At 65.7% G+C, this 15487-nt stretch carries 10 protein-coding genes; 8 read left to right on the top strand and 2 right to left on the bottom strand.

The genetic code is table 11. The features are described from left to right. Window positions 1-18 precede the first annotated feature (18 nt). The 8 genes from V9K93_RS18655 to cueR all read left to right on the top strand — a co-directional run bounded on the left by V9K93_RS18655 (window position 19) and on the right by cueR (window position 11315). Window positions 19-1608, top strand: coding sequence for a calcineurin-like phosphoesterase C-terminal domain-containing protein (locus V9K93_RS18655; RefSeq protein WP_337303002.1), 1590 nt, complete (start codon window positions 19-21; stop codon window positions 1606-1608). Window positions 1609-1644: 36 nt separating this feature from the next. Beyond that, entirely contained in the window at window positions 1645-1929 is a 285-nt protein-coding gene (locus tag V9K93_RS18650) for a hypothetical protein (protein WP_005409434.1), read from the top strand. Window positions 1930-2013: 84 nt separating this feature from the next. Continuing rightward, window positions 2014-3036 carry a glucokinase gene (locus tag V9K93_RS18645; RefSeq protein WP_337303001.1) on the top strand — a complete coding sequence of 341 codons (1023 nt, stop codon included), beginning with the start codon at window positions 2014-2016 and terminating at the stop codon, window positions 3034-3036. 51 nt (window positions 3037-3087) lie between these two features. Continuing rightward, window positions 3088-4086: a glycosylasparaginase gene (locus V9K93_RS18640; RefSeq protein WP_046985965.1), complete on the top strand. Its 999-nt coding sequence runs from the start codon at window positions 3088-3090 to the stop codon at window positions 4084-4086. Further along, complete coding sequence (locus V9K93_RS18635; RefSeq protein ID WP_136639910.1) at window positions 4083-4820, top strand: copper homeostasis protein CutC; 738 nt, start codon at window positions 4083-4085, stop codon at window positions 4818-4820. The genes V9K93_RS18640 and V9K93_RS18635 overlap by 4 nt, the downstream gene beginning before the upstream one ends. 395 nt (window positions 4821-5215) lie before the next feature. After that, window positions 5216-8173, top strand: a complete 2958-nt coding sequence (locus tag V9K93_RS18630; protein WP_295379083.1) for a TonB-dependent receptor plug domain-containing protein — start codon at window positions 5216-5218, stop codon at window positions 8171-8173. 173 nt (window positions 8174-8346) lie between these two features. Next, window positions 8347-10848 carry a heavy metal translocating P-type ATPase gene (locus V9K93_RS18625; protein WP_295379086.1) on the top strand — a complete coding sequence of 834 codons (2502 nt, stop codon included), beginning with the start codon at window positions 8347-8349 and terminating at the stop codon, window positions 10846-10848. Between the two features lie 11 nt (window positions 10849-10859). Next, the gene (cueR, locus tag V9K93_RS18620) at window positions 10860-11315 is read left to right on the top strand and encodes a Cu(I)-responsive transcriptional regulator (protein ID WP_197619559.1); all 456 of its coding nucleotides are present in this window, start codon (window positions 10860-10862) and stop codon (window positions 11313-11315) included. Between the two features lie 80 nt (window positions 11316-11395). On the opposite strand, the gene V9K93_RS18615 is transcribed toward cueR, so the two are convergent. Together V9K93_RS18615 and V9K93_RS18610 are read right to left on the bottom strand one after the other, a co-directional pair. After that, entirely contained in the window at window positions 11396-11590 is a 195-nt protein-coding gene (locus V9K93_RS18615) for a heavy-metal-associated domain-containing protein (RefSeq protein WP_012510895.1), read from the bottom strand. A 197-nt stretch (window positions 11591-11787) separates the two neighbouring features. Next, entirely contained in the window at window positions 11788-14865 is a 3078-nt protein-coding gene (locus V9K93_RS18610; RefSeq protein WP_337303000.1) for a TonB-dependent receptor, read from the bottom strand. Window positions 14866-15487: the final 622 nt, after the last annotated feature.

Below are 15487 nucleotides of genomic sequence, written 5' to 3'. Positions count from 1 at the left end.
TTTTTCCCCGGACCGCCCATGAAACTGCCTGCCACCTGGCTGTGCTGCCTGTTGCTGACCTCGCCGGCCTGGGCCGCGGACACCGTGGTCAGCGGCAAGGTCTATCTGGAGCGCGATGGCCGGCCGGGTCGCGGTGCGACCGATCCGGGCCTGGCCGGGGTGCAGGTCTCCAACGGCGAAGCCATCGTCAAGACTGCCGCCGATGGCAGCTACAGCCTGCCGGTGCGCGACGGCCAGACCGTGTTCGTGATCAAGCCCGATGCCTACGCTTTCCCGAAGGCCACCGACGGCCTGCCGTCGTTCTGGCGCCACTACCGCCCGAACGGTTCACCGGCACTGAAGTACGGTGGTATCGCCGCCACCAGCGATGTCACCCGCAACTGGGATTTCGCGCTGCAGTCGGACCGCCACGACAGCCGCCGTGGTTTCCAGATGCTGGTGTTCACCGATTCGCAGACCGCCAGCCTGAAGGACATCGGCTACTACCAGCAGTCGATCGTGGCACCGCTGGTCGGCCAGACCAGGGCGCGCATGGGCACCACCCTGGGTGACATCGTCAACGATGACCTGACTCTGTATCCGGCGATCAACAAGGTCACCACCGAACTTGGCGTGCCGTGGTTCCATGTGCCGGGCAACCACGACCTCGACTTCGATGCGGGCAGCGACGAACATTCGCTGGACAGCTGGCGCAACATCTATGGCCCGGACACCTACGCGGTGGAAGAGGGCGGCGCCAGCTTCGTGTTCCTGGACGACGTGGTCTACGACCCCAAGGCCAAGCCGAAGTACGTCGGCGGCCTGCGCGAAGACCAGTTCGCCTTCCTTGCCAGTTACCTGAAGGGCCTGCACAAGGACCGCCTGCTGGTGCTGGGCATGCACATCCCGTTGTTCGACGCCGCGCCGGGGCGCGAGACCTTCCGCCACGCCGACCGCCAGCGCCTGTTCGACCTGCTGAAGGATTTCCGCAACGTGCTGGTGCTCAGCGGCCACAGCCACACCCAGCAGCACGTCTACCACGGCAAGGCCGAGGGCTGGAACGGCGACAAGCCGCTGCACGAGTACAACGTCGGTGCCAACTGCGGTGCGTTCTGGTCGGGGGTGAAGGACGCCGCCGGCGTGCCGGACAGCACCATGAGCGATGGCACGCCGAAGGGTTATGCGCTGCTCGACGTGGCTGGCAATGGCAGCTACAAGCTGCAGTATCGCGTGGCCGGCCAACCGGCCAGCGAGCAGATCGGCCTGCATGCCCCCAAGGTGCTGCGCCAGGGCGCCTACCCGGCGTGGGGTGTCTACGCCAATGTCTACATGGGTGAGGATGCCAGCGTGGTCGAGTACCGCGTGGATGGCGGCGCCTGGCAGCCGATGAAGCAGGTCAGCCAGCCCGATCCGCGCCTGATGGTGGAGAACGTGGCCGACGATCTTGCAAACAACCTGCGTGGCTACGATCGCTCGCCGGAGGCCACCGCATCGCCGCACCTGTGGCGCGGCGCGTTGCCGACCGATCTGGCGGTGGGCAGCCACAAGGTTGAAGTGCGTTCGACCCAGCCCGATGGCGCGGTTTTCACCGCCACCACCAGCTACAGCCTGCAGACTGCCCAGCCCTGATCCAGGGCGCCGCTGCCCAACGCGAAAGGACCCCGCATGGATATCCGCTTCATGGCCGGCACCACGCCGGTGACGCTGAGCCGCCACTGGTTCACCGGTGCGATGCTGCTGCAGAGCGCTACCGAGAAGGTCTGGGTGCAGCATCCGCTGCACCCGGGCACCCACTTCTCGTTCTCGCTGGTACAGTCGTGGTTGCGCCACATCGCCGGCCACGAAGTGCTGGTCGAGCGCACCCGGCCACTGTTGTTTGCCGGCTTCCGCCCGCAGCGCCTGCGCGTGCTGGTGGACGGCGTGCAGGTGGCCGAACAGGAAGGCATGTAGGCCAACCTGAACCATCGGCGTGCTAGGCAAAGCCGCCCCGATGCCTGAGAATCGGGGCGATTCAATCGATCCAAGCAGGCCAGCGTGACCATCGCAGCAGCGTCCCCGGTTTCCACCGACTCCGCCCGCGGCGGTCTTCCGCGCAGTCTCGTCGTCGCCGATGTCGGCGGCACCTTCGCCCGTCTGGCCTTGGCTGCGACCCAACCCGGCCAGGCGCCGCTGCTGGGCAGCCATCGCACCTATGCCTGCGCCGAGCACCCCAGCCTGGCTGCGATCCTGGCCGATTTCACCGCTGGTCTCGGCCAGCCGGTGCAGACCGCAGTGGTGGCCATCGCCGGTCTGCTCGATGGCGATGTGCTGATCAATGCCAACCTGCCGTGGACGGTCTCGCTGTCGACCACGCGCGAACAGTCTGGCCTGCGCGAACTGCAGCTCATCAATGATTTCGAAGCGGTGGCGCTGGCGATCCCGTACCTGCAGCCGGAAACCCTGGTGCCTCTGAACGGCGACGCCGATCCGGCGCAGGCCTTCCCGGCGCTGGTGCTGGGCGCGGGTACCGGCCTGGGCGCGGCACTGCGTTTTGCCGATGGCGAGCGCCCGGTGCTGGCCAGCGAGATCGGCCATGCCGCGCTCGGTGCCGGCAACACACTGGAGCTGCAGGTGCTGGGCAAGCTGCTGCAGCGCTGGCCGCACGTGGACAACGAACGCGTGCTGTCCGGCAGCGGCCTGATGAACCTGTATCCGTGCCTGTGCGAACTGCGCGGCGTCACCCCTGTGTGGACCAGTACCGAGGCGCTGATCGGTGCCGCGCGCAGCGGCGAGGATGCACTGGCGGTGGAAACGCTGCAGGTGTTCTGTGCCTGGCTGGGCAGCCTGGCGGGCGACGCGGCGATCGCCGTCGGCGCGCGCTCGGTGTACCTGGCCGGGGGCATTTCCGCGCATGTGCAGGATTTCCTGGCCGATGGCCGCTTCCGTGAGCGCTTCCTCAACAAGGGCGTGCTGACCGAGGTGCTGCGCCAGGTACCGGTTTGGCGGGTGGAGCACGGCCAGCTGGGTGTGCTCGGTGCAGCGGTCTGGCACGCCGCGCGGCAGCCCATTCACGACTGATCAGCAGGGCCGGCATCGGGCCGGCCGTGCATTGCAGACTGGGAGGGGACGATGGTGGATCGCAGGCAGTTCCTGCAGGCCGGTGCACTGGCCGCAGGCATGGCGGCATTGCCGGGCGTGCAGGCGCGCACGCAGGGTGGGGCCCGGGTGGTCTCCACCTGGGACTTCGGCGTACCGGCCAACCAGGCCGCATGGAAGGTGCTGGCGCAGGGTGGCAGCGCGCTGGATGCGGTGGAAGCAGGCGCACGCTGGGCCGAGAGCGAGCTGTGCAACCCCACCGTTGGCCATTGCGGCAATCCGGATCGCGATGGCGTGCTGAGCCTGGACGCGAGCATCATGGACGGCGATGGTCGCTGTGGTGCGGTGGCGGCGCTGGTCGACATCCTGCATCCGGTGTCGGTCGCCCGCAAAGTGATGGAAAACAGCCCACATGTGTTGCTGGTGGGCGAGGGCGCGCAGCAGTTCGCGATGCAGCAGGGCTTCGAACGCAAGCACCTGCTGACGCCGCAGGCCGAAGCCGCCTGGCGCGAGTGGTTGAAAACCGAGAAGTACCAGCCGCAGATCAACGCCGAGCGCCGCGGCATTCCCGGCAACAGCGACAACCACGACACCATCGGCATGCTGGCACTGGATGCCAAGGGCCACCTGGCCGGTGCGTGCACCACCAGCGGCATGGCCTGGAAACTGCACGGCCGCGTCGGCGACAGCCCGATCATCGGTGCCGGCCTGTACGTCGACAACGACGTGGGTGCGGCCACCGCCTCGGGCGTGGGTGAGGAGATGATCCGCAATGCCGCTTCGTTCCTGGTGGTCGAGCTGATGCGCCAGGGACGTTCTCCCGCGCAGGCCTGCCGCGAAGCGATCGACCGCGTGGTGCGCAAGCGCCCGGAAGCGAGCAAGACACTGCAGGTGTGCTTCCTGGCCATGAACAAGCAGGGTGAGGTGGGCGCTTACGCGCTGCATCGTGGTTTCGTCTATGCGGTGTGCGATGCGCAGCGCCAGGACGATCTGCGTGATTCGCCGTCGATCTACACGAGCACCCAGGCGTGAGCACGCGGCTGACCCTGGAGATCGCCAGCAATTCGCTGGCATCGGCGCTGGCCGCGCAGGCCGGCGGCGCCGACCGCATCGAGCTGTTCGATAACCTGGCCGAGGGCGGTACCACGCCGTCGTTCGCCAGTATCGCGATCGCCCGCGAACGCCTGTCGATTCCGTTCTTCGTGCTGGTGCGGCCACGCCCGGGCGACTTCCACTACGACGGGTTGGAAACCGAGCTGATGCTGCGTGACATCGCGCAGTGCCGCGCGCTGGGCTGCGATGGCGTGGTGATCGGTGCGCTGGATGCGCAGGGCGGCATCGACGTGCCGTTGTGCCGTGAACTGGTGCAGGCTGCCGGGCCGCTGCAGGTGACCTTCCACCGCGCCTTTGATGCTGCCCGGGACCTGCCCGCCGCGCTGGAGCAGGTGATCGGGTTGGGTTGCCAGCGCGTGCTGACCTCGGGCGGTCAGGTCAGTGCCGAGGCCGGTGCCGATGTGCTGGCAGGCCTCGTTACCCAGGCAGCGGGCCGCATCACGGTGATGGCCGGCGCCGGACTGGCCCCGGGCAACATCGCAGCCGTTGCACGGCAGACCGGTTGTACCGAACTGCACGCCTCGGCCAAGGGCCTGCGGCGCTCGGCCATGCAGTTCCAGAACCCGGCTTTGCGAGGGTTGGATCCGGACTGGAGCCAGACCGCCACTGCCACTGTGGCCGCGCTGCGGCAGGCGCTGGACGGCGCGCAGTAACCCGCTTCTTGTGTAGAGCCGAGCCTACGCTCGGCTGCTCTTCGCGACGAACAACAGCAGCCGAGCGCAGGCTCGGCTCTACAACGACCCGCTGCCGTACGCGGACAAATCCGTTCCGCGCACGATTGTCGCGATCGTGTCATTGACGTGTGCGCCGTTTTCTCAGCGATGTTTCGCAACCCTTTGATTGTCTTGGATACCTGCAGCCGATAACGGCATTGCGCCGCGTCTTGCTGCGTCGCCGCATGCCCGGCGTGGTTCAGCTGTGCTTTAGTTTGGATCGATCCACAGGGGAGGGCGCCGTATCGGTCTTGAACCGATCCAGGCGCCCGGATCAGCCGTAGAGCCGCGCCACCAACCGTCCGTGCGTCCACACTTTCGAAGAGCAACCACCCATGGCTCAGTCCGTTCGCAAGCGTCGTCACCTGCTGTCCCAGGCGTTGATCCTGGCCCTGTTGCCCCTGGCGGCCAGCGCGCAGGAGGCCGCCAGTTCGTCCACCAAGGATCTCGACGCGGTCACCGTCACCGGTTCGCGCATCAAGCGCGCCAGCGTTGAGGGCCCGGCACCGGTCAACGTGATCACCGCCGCACAGATCCAGAAGGAAGGCTTCGTCAGCGTGTACGACGCGCTGAAGACGCTCACTGAAGCCACCGGCACCGTTGAAGCCGCCTCGCAGTGGGGATCGCATACGCCCAATGCCAGCGGCCTGAACCTGCGCGGGATGGGCCCGAACCGCTCGCTGCTGCTGGTCAACGGTCGCCGCGTGGCCGACTACCCGTTGCCCTACGGTGGCGAAACCAACTTCTCCAACTACGGCAACATTCCCGCTGCTGCGGTGGAGCGCATTGAAGTGCTGACCGGTGGTGCCTCGGCCATCTACGGTTCGGATGCGATCGCCGGTGTGGTCAACGTCATCCTGAAGACCAACTACGACGGCGACGAAGTGCGCGTGCGCGGTGGTACCTCCACCGAAGGCGGCCGCGATACCTGGGACCTGTCCTGGGCCGGTGGCAGGACCGGCGACAACTGGAGCGTGACCTACGCACTGCAGTACACCAAGCGCGATCCGCTGTTCGGGCGTGACCGCCCGCAGATGGACGATGCCGACGATGCGCCGTATCCGTCCTGGAACATGGAACAGCGCAAGGTCGGCTTCCGTCCCACCGCAGGGCTGGCGCTGATCGATCCCACCACCGGCCAACGCCTGGCGCCGCCCGCCGGCACCTGCGAGAAATTCGACGGCGAGTACTACACCGCCGATCGATTGGTCTACAACTACGCCGCCAACACCATCACCAACACCGGCCGCCTGTGCGGCATGAGCGCCGACTACGCCAACTGGCTGCTCACCGGTGGTGCCGAGAACGTGTCCGGCAACCTGTATGCCACCTTCGATTTCAGCAACGACCTGCAGGTCTGGACCAACCTGGCGGTATACCGCTCCGAAGCGATATGGGGCACCAATCCGCCCAGCGTGTCGCTGATCGACGATGACAACGGCTACTACTGGGATGCCAACCGCAACCGCCCGATCCTCGGCGTGCGCCAGTTCACTCCGAACGAGGTGGGCGGCCTGGATACGCTGCGTAACACCAACCGCGAACTGTCCTGGGACTGGAGTGCGGGCCTGCGTGGTCGCCTGGCCGATCGCTTCGACTGGAGCGCCACGGTGGGCCGTTCCTACTACCGCGTTGAAGAGCGGCAGAACGTGGTCGACAAGCAGAAGTCGTACGACTATTTCCTCGGCCCGAAGCTGGGCACCACCGCCGACGGCGAGGCGATCTACGCACTGAACGAATCGCGCTGGTGGAACCCGCTGACGCCGGACCAGTACTGGCAGATGGGCACGGTCGCGAAGAATCGTGCGTCCTCATGGGTCAACCAGGCTTCGGCGGATATCACCGGCGAACTGTTCCAGGGCTGGGCCGGCCCGATCTCGTTCGCGGCGGTGGCCGAAGTCGCGCAGCAGGGCTACCACCTCAGTCCGGACCCGCGCGCCGGCATCGACTTCGACCTGCAGAACGTCGATCGCGGTGGCGGCGAGCGCACCCGCTATTCGGCCGGCGTCGAGTTCAAGATTCCGCTGCTGGAAAGCGTGACCGCCACTGCGGCCGCGCGCTATGACCGCTATGGCAGCTACAAGGCTGACAACAGCGGTGAAGCGCTGGACATCGGCAGCCAGAAGGAGACCACCTGGAATGTCGGCCTGGAATGGCGCCCGGTGGAGTCGTTGCTGGTGCGTGGCTCCTACGCCACCAGCTTCCATGCGCCGGACATGCACTACCTGCTCGGCCAGCCGAGCAGCTCCGAGGTGCAGACCTATGACCGCCTGCGCTGCATCCAGAGTGGCGCGTACCTGGTCAACAACTGTGGCGTGGGCAATACCGATGTCTGGTACACGTTCGACGTGAACCGGCGTGGCACGCCGCTGCTGCGTTCGGAGACCGGTGATTCGTGGACGGTCGGTTTCGTCTGGGATGTGCTGCCGAATCTGTCGGTCAGTGCCGATTACTGGGCAATCAAGCTGGAAGACATGATCGTCGACGTGGGCGCCGACGAGGTGCTGGCCAGCGAGGCGGGCTGCCTGACCGGCAAGAACATGGACGGTACGCCGTGGGCCAATCCGGCCGGTGGTGAATACTGCGCCGGCATCCTGGCCCGGGTGAACCGTGACAGCAATGGTCGCCTGGTATCGATTGAACGTGGCCCGTTCAACCTGGCCAGCCGCGAAGTGCGCGGCATCGACCTGACCGCGCGCTATCGCTTGGAAACCGCGCAGTGGGGCAGCTTCCAGCTCGGCCTGAACTACACCAACCAGATCTCAACCAAGGAACAGCGTTACGCCAACGATCCGAACCCGGAGCGTCGTGACCGTGACCTGCGCAGCAAGCTGCGCGCGAGCCTGGCCTGGCAGCGTGGCAACTGGAATGCCAACGTCTATGCCGATCGCATCGGTTCGGTGCCGGGCGTTCGCTATCACTGGGGCACCGATCGCCTGAACAATCCTGGTGGTTGCCTGCCGTTCGCCGACGGTTACGTGCCCAGCGACAGCCCGTCGTTGAACTGCCTGGAGCCGGCGACGCGTCCGGATGGCTCGCCCAATCCGAACCCGAACGCCGGCCAGCAGACCACGCGCTACTACGGGCGGGTCGGGCCGTTCATCACCTGGAACTTCAACATGGGCTACCAGGTGACCGAACGCGCCAAGGTCAATGTCTACGTCAACAACGTGTTCAATTCGGCCAGCTGGAACCATAAGGATCCGTACAAGCTGGACTATGACTTCGCCCCGACCCGCCTGCTCGGCGCGGTTGGCCGCGAGTTCGCGCTGGAGTACGTGTTCACCTTCTGAGGTGGACAGCGGGGGCGTCGGGCCTTGATCCGCAAGGCGTCCCCGTCCGCTCGGTAGATCCACGCCATGCGTGGATGGACCCCTTCATGAACCCCGGGGTGGCTGGATTTGACCTTCCCACGATGGCAAGGTTTAGCCTGTCCGCATCCAGAAGGAACCCCGGGAATCCGATCATGACCACGCCCCGCGCCACTGCAGTCCCCGCCAGCTCGGCCACCATCAGCCTGCCCATCGAGGGCATGACCTGCGCCAGCTGCGTCGGCCGTGTCGAAGCGGCACTGTCCAAGGTTGAAGGCGTGGGCAGTGTCTCGGTGAACCTGGCCACCGAGCGGGCGGATATCCGCGCGTCCGGACCGGTCGATCGTGCCGCGCTGATCCAGGCGGTGGAGCGGGTGGGCTACGACGTGCCGGCCGCCACCGTCGAGCTGGCGGTGGAGGGCATGACATGTGCCTCCTGCGTCGGTCGCGTCGAGCGCGCGCTGCTGGCGGTACCGGGCGTCAGCCAGGCCAGCGTCAACCTGGCCACTGAACGCGCCACGGTGCGCGGCGTGGCAGCCGCGGACGCGCTGGTGGCGGCCATCGACAAGGTCGGCTACGCCGCACGCCTGATCGAGGCCGGCGTGCAGTCCGATGATGAGGCCGCCGAAAAGAAGGATGCCGAGCGCGCCGAACTGAAGCGCGACCTGATCGTGGCGAGCGCGCTTGCGTTGCCGGTGTTCGTGCTGGAAATGGGCTCGCACCTGATTCCCGGCATGCACGAATGGGTGATGGCCACCATCGGCATGCAGACCAGCTGGTACCTGCAGTTCGTACTGACCCTGCTGGTGCTGGCCATTCCCGGCCGCCGCTTCTACCAGAAGGGTTTCCCGGCACTGCTGCGGCTGGCACCCGACATGAACTCGCTGGTGGCGGTGGGTACCACCGCAGCGTTCGGTTACTCGGTGGTGGCGACCTTTGCACCGCGGTTGTTGCCGCCGGGCACGGTGAACGTCTACTACGAAGCAGCGGCGGTGATCGTCGCGCTGATCCTGCTCGGCCGCTTCCTTGAGGCGCGCGCGAAGGGCCGTACCTCCGAGGCGATCAAGCGCCTGGTCAACCTGCAGGCCAAGGTCGCGCATGTGATCCGTGACGGCCGCACGATCGAGATTCCGGTCAACGAGGTTCTGAGCGGCGATGTGGTGGAAGTGCGCCCGGGCGAGCGCGTGCCGGTCGATGGCGAGGTGATCGAGGGCCGTAGCTACATCGACGAGTCGATGATCAGTGGCGAACCGATTCCGGTCGAGAAGCAGCCGGGCAGCAGCGTGGTGGGCGGCACGGTCAACCAGAAAGGTGCACTGACCGTGCGTGCCACGGCGGTGGGCGCGCAGACCATGCTGGCGCAGATCATCCGCATGGTCGAACAGGCACAGGGCTCGAAGCTGCCGATCCAGGCGGTGGTCGACAAGGTCACCCTGTGGTTCGTGCCGGCGGTGATGCTGGCCGCACTGGCGACCTTCGCGGTCTGGTTGATCTTCGGCCCATCGCCGGCGCTGAGCTTCGCGCTGGTCAATGCGGTGGCGGTATTGATCATTGCCTGCCCGTGTGCAATGGGCCTGGCCACGCCGACGTCGATCATGGTCGGTACCGGCCGCGGCGCCGAGATGGGCGTGCTGTTCCGCAAGGGTGAAGCACTGCAGTTGCTGAAGGACGCGCAGGTAGTGGCGGTGGACAAGACCGGCACGCTGACCGAAGGCCGGCCGCGCCTGACCGATCTGGAGATCGCCGACGGCTTTGATCGCGCCACAGTGCTGGCCGCGGTCGCCACCGTGGAATCACGTTCGGAGCATCCGATCGCCCGCGCCATTGTCGATGCAGCCACCGAGCAGGGCCTCGCGCTGCCATCGATGGTCGATTTCGATTCGGTCACCGGCATGGGCGTGCGCGCCAGCGTAGAGGGCGCACGGGTAGAGGTCGGCGCCGATCGCTTCATGCGCGATCTTGGCGTGGATATCACTGCGTTTGCGGCGCTGGCGGCCGAACTCGGCGCGCAGGGCAAGTCGCCGTTGTACGCGGCCATCGATGGACGCCTGGCAGCGATCATCGCAGTATCCGATCCGATCAAGCCGAGCACGCCGGCCGCGATCGCGGCGCTGCATCAGCTTGGCCTGAAGGTGGCGATGATCACCGGTGACAATGCCGGTACCGCGCAGGCGATCGCGCGCCAGCTGGGTATCGATGAAGTGGTGGCCGAAGTGCTGCCGGAAGGCAAGGTCGAGGCGGTGCGCCGCCTGAAGGCCACTCATGGCCATGTTGCCTTTGTTGGTGACGGCATCAACGATGCGCCGGCGCTGGCCGAGGCCGATGTCGGCCTGGCCATCGGGACCGGCACCGATATCGCGGTGGAGTCGGCCGATGTGGTGCTGATGTCGGGCAACCTGCAGGGCGTGCCGAATGCCATCGCGCTTTCGAAGGCAACGCTGGGCAACATCCGACAGAACCTGTTCTGGGCCTTTGCCTACAACACCGCATTGATTCCGGTGGCGGCCGGCGTGCTGTACCCGGTCTGGGGTGTGCTGCTGTCGCCGGTGTTCGCCGCCGGTGCGATGGCGTTGTCCAGCGTGTTCGTGCTGGGCAATGCGCTGCGCCTGCGCCGCTTCCAGCCGCCGATGGCGGATGTACCTGCCGCGAGTCATTGAAGGAGAACCGCATGAACATCGGTGAAGCCGCCAAGGCCTCCAGCGTTTCGGCGAAGATGATCCGCTACTACGAACAGATCGGCCTGATTCCCGCGGCAGATCGCACCGAGTCCGGCTACCGGGCGTATTCGCAGGCGGACATCCACCGCCTGCGTTTCATTCGCCGCGCGCGCGATCTCGGCTTCCAGGTCGCCGAGATCACCGACCTGCTGGGCCTGTGGAACGACACCTCGCGGCACAGTGCCGACGTCAAGCATCTTGCCGAACAGCACATCGCCGACCTGGAACAGCGTATCGAAAGCATGCGGCAGATGGCCGACACGCTGAAGTCGTTGATCAGCTGCTGTGCGGGCGATGAGCGCCCGGAATGCCCGATCCTGCAGCGGCTGGGCGAGGACGAAGAGACCCTGACACCGCCGGAGACCGCGAAGACCGGTGCGGTACGGCGCCGCACGCACAAGCACTGACCTGGCGTTGCATGCATGAAAAAACCCGCCCGGTGCAGCTGCACCGGGCGGGTTTTTCGTTGCAGGCGCAGGGTAGGGAATCAGGCCGTGCGCGGCGGGAAGCCGGCATCGGTCAGTGCCGCCACGATCTGTGATTCGCTGGCCGAGGTCTGCACCTGCACGCGACGGCTGGCCGGATCTGCCTGCACGCTGGCCTGCGGATCGACCAGCTCGATCGCCTTGGTCACGCTGCGTGCGCAGCCGCCGCAGGTCATGCCTTCAACGTGGAATTCCATCTGTAGCTCCTTCGGTGCTCTTGGGGTGGAGTCAGTGTGCACCTTCCAACATTGGCAGGGTCAAGCGCAGGGCTGAACCGAAGAAAAGCGCCAGCAAAAACGGCAGCCACCTGTACCAGCGCGGCTGCCGTGGAGGAACGTCCCCGCCAGGGCGGGGCGTGGGTTGCGCCGGGTGGGCCCGGGCAACCGGTGGTGCCTCAGAACTTCCAGGTGGCGCCGAAGTACAGCTGGCGGCCTGCGTAGGTGTTGGAGAAGAGACGTGCCTTGGTGTCATTGCCCAGGTGCACGCGCTGCTCGGACTTGGTGGCATTGATCACCGAGGCGGTCAGCGTCCAGTCCGGGGTCAGGTTGTAGGCAACGTTCAGGTCCAGCTGGTCATACGGCTCGGTGTAAATGGTGAGGCCGTTGTTGAGCCCACCGACCACCTGACCGCGACGGTTGAACGAGGCGCGCGCGAGGAACTTCTCGTTCTCGTAGAAGACCGTCACGTTGGCCTGGTTCTTGGCGCTGCCGACCAGCGGCGAGGAGCCGATTTCCTGCCCGTCCAACACAATGGAAGCCAGGTTGGTGTCGTTGTAGGTGTAGTTGGCCTGCACGCCGAAGCCGAAATCGAAGGTGTACTGGCCATACAGCTCGACGCCCTGCGAGACACCATCGCGGCCATTGGCCTGGGTTTCATAGCGCTGCACGTTCACCGCTTCACCGCCGATGACCATCGGCGTGTCGCGCACCACCGGCAGGGTGAAGTTGTCCACGTTCTTGCGGAACAGGCCGACGCCGGCGACCGCGCCCGGCTGGAAGTACCACTCCAGGCCCAGGTCGAACTGGGTGGCCTTGAACGGTTCCAGCTGCTTGTTGCTGCCCTTGCCGACCCAGCCTGCGGTCGATGCGCCACCGGCAACGCGGCGATCATTGACATACTCTTCGCTGTAATAGCTCAGTGCGCCCGGAGCTGCGATGTCGGTGTAGCCGGGGCGGGCGATCACCTTCGACGCGGCACCACGCAGCACCAGCGTGTCGGTGATGTCCCAGGCGATATTGAAGCTCGGCAGTACGTCGGTGTAGGTACGGTCCACGCCGATCAGGTCGTACGTCTTGCTCTGCGCGAGGTCGTGCGGCAGGCGCACGAAGCCGCTCTCGCAGCTGTAGGTCGGGTAGGCCGCAGCGGCCGGATCGGTGCACGCCATCGGTGCGCCGGATGCGTTGTCCAGGAAGTAGTCGTTGAACTTCTCGATCGAGTCGGAGGACTGCGCGAACTGCTTGGTGCGCACCACGCGCACGCCGACATTGCCGCGCAGGCGTTCGGTACGGAAGTTGGCCTGGAAGTAGCCCGAGTAGATCTTCTCGTTGACGTTGTAGACGAAGTCTTCCTCGGTACGGTTGTGCGAACCGCCGTAGGTCTTGTTCAGGTAGTCGATGTAGGCCGGGTAGTTGATGCCCGGGAACACGTTGGCATTGAAGCCGCCGGCAATGTTGCTGATCGGATTGGACAGGAAGAAGCCGGGCTGCGCGTCGCCGGCAGTCGGATCGCAGCCACTCTGGTAGCGGCTGTTGTCATAGTCGGCCGGGTCGCGGCCGGGGCACACCCAGTAGGTGTTGCCGGTATTGCGATGGACCTTGCCGTCACGGTATTTGGCACCGAACTGGATCGAGTCCAGCCAGCCCGACTCGAACAGCTTGGTCACGTCAGCCTGGAAGTAGTTCTGCTTGACCTCGGTGCGCTTCCACGACGAATCGGTCGAGCCGGTGTCGACTTCGGCGATGCCGTTCATCAGCTGCTGCTGCAGGTCGGGCGAGAAGGTGGCCGACGGCGTGCCGGTCAGGTCCCATGCGCTGTACAGGTTGCCCGACAGGTAATCGTTGCCGACCTTGCGCCGCGGCTTGGCCGACATGCGGAAGTTCATCGACGGACCACCTTCGGACCAGGTACGGCCGCCGGTGAACGAGGCCTTCCACAGCGGGCTGATATCCCAGTCGATGGTCAGGTCAGCGGTCTGCGACAGCGCCTTTTCCTTGCTGTAGCCACCGGTCAGCTGCGGCGTCGGAACCGTGCAGTCGTCCGGGCCCCAGCCGCCGGGCTTCAGGCCAGCGGCCTTGGCCTGGTCTTCGCTGCAGTAGTAGGTCTTTCCAGCCAGCTTTTCGAACTGGGCGCCGGTGACGGTGTTTCCGCTGGGATCGAAATCCAGGCCGTTGAGCAGGCGGCCGCCGGCCCAGTTTCCATCACCGTTGAAGCGGGCCATGCTCCATTCCGGGATCTTCAGCATGTTCTGGGTGTAATCACCCTGCAGCTCGAAGCGGAAGTAGTTGGCCGTCATCGTGACGTTGTCCACCGGCTTGAACTGGAAGGTCAGCTGGCCGCCCTTGCGCTCGCGCTTTTCTTCCTTCACGGCGAAGTTGACCGAGGTCGGCATGAAGAAGTCGCTGTAGTTGCCGCCGGTCTGGTTGTTGAAACCGGACTTGCCCCACCAGTAGTGGATGCCATCCTGCGCCTGCACGTTGCCATAGGCATCGCGCGCCTTGCCGGCGCCATACCACTGGTAGTCCTCGGTGCTGGCTTCCATGGTGCGGGTGGTGCGCTTCTGCTGCGTCACGCCGATCAGCACGCCGAAACGCTCGTCCTTGCTGTGCCACGAATACAGGGCTGAGGCCTGCGGGTCGATATCGTGGTGGGTATCGGAGGAGGTGCCCTCGAGCGTGACGAAGCCCGAGTTGGATTCCATGTCCAGCGGACGCCGCGTGTGCAGGATGACTGTGCCGCCGATGCCGCCTTCGTCGATGCGGGCTTCCGGCGACTTGAACAGTTCTGCACTGGACAGCATGTTCGACGGCAGCAGGGTGTAGTTGAACGAACGGGTGGCTTCGTCGTTGGTTTCCGACGTGGCCACGTAGTTGCCGTTCAACTGGGTCAGGGTCAGGTCCGGCGCAAGGCCGCGCACGCTGACGCTCTTGCCTTCGCCACCGCTGCGGGTGATGACTACGCCGGGCACGCGCTGCAACGCGTCGGCGACGTTCTTGTCGGGGAACTTGCCGACATCTTCTGCGGTGATCACTTCGACCACGGCGTTGGCGTCGCGCTTCTGTGACAGGCTCTTCTCGATGGCGTAGCGGTAGCCGGTGACCTGGACGCTGTCCAGGTTGGTGGCCTCCTGCGAGCCGGTGGAAGTGGCCTGCTGCGCGGCGGCGCCAGCCGGAATGACGGCGGCGGCCAAGGCCAGCGCGATGGCCAACGCCAGTGCGTCCTGACCATGCGTACGTGTTGAATGCTTCATTCCCATCTCTCCCTCTCTCCTGGATTGATCCGGTGACGTGGCACGGACAACTTGAATCGATCTAATTTGAAGTGACATTGTCGCTATTGCCATGCAGTGGCAGTAGCACCGTGCGCGTGGCCTGGTACGTCCTGTTGCTGCTCCCCCAACTCCCGGCCATCGCAGTGTCGTTCTTGGATCGATCTAAGCGATGGGCGGGCGATTTTTAGCATGGGTCGCCCGCGGGCGCATGCTGCTCCGCAATATGGTACTGGCGTGGCGAAGGGATGACGGTTTGCTGAAAACAGTGAAATCGTTTTCGTGCGCAGGAGAGGGTGGGTCGGCAGGGCTGCGCCCTGCACCTGCTGTGAGCCAGGGCAACAGCCAAAGCCAAAGCGGCTCTGGGTTGTCTGTGTGTTGGGCGGGGCGGTGTCGGATTGCGGGGACGCCGTAAACCCGTCCATGGGGGCTTGGCCGCGGCATCCATGCCGCGGACACCCCGCAATCCGACACCGCCCGCCTTGGACAGTTTCCCGGTGACGGTTGGATTGATCCTGGAACGACATGGGGTCGTGGGGGGGGGGGGGGGGGGGGGGTGGGGGGGGGGGGGGGGGCGCCAGGGGGGGTGTTGGTTTGTGGTGTGGTTGGA

It is taken from the genome of Stenotrophomonas sp. CCNWLW162 (genome assembly GCF_037203745.1).
In the GTDB taxonomy this organism is placed as follows: domain Bacteria; phylum Pseudomonadota; class Gammaproteobacteria; order Xanthomonadales; family Xanthomonadaceae; genus Stenotrophomonas; species Stenotrophomonas maltophilia_AQ.
Note: the sequence above shows the minus strand (reverse complement) of the source record. Positions and strands in the feature narration are given on the sequence as shown.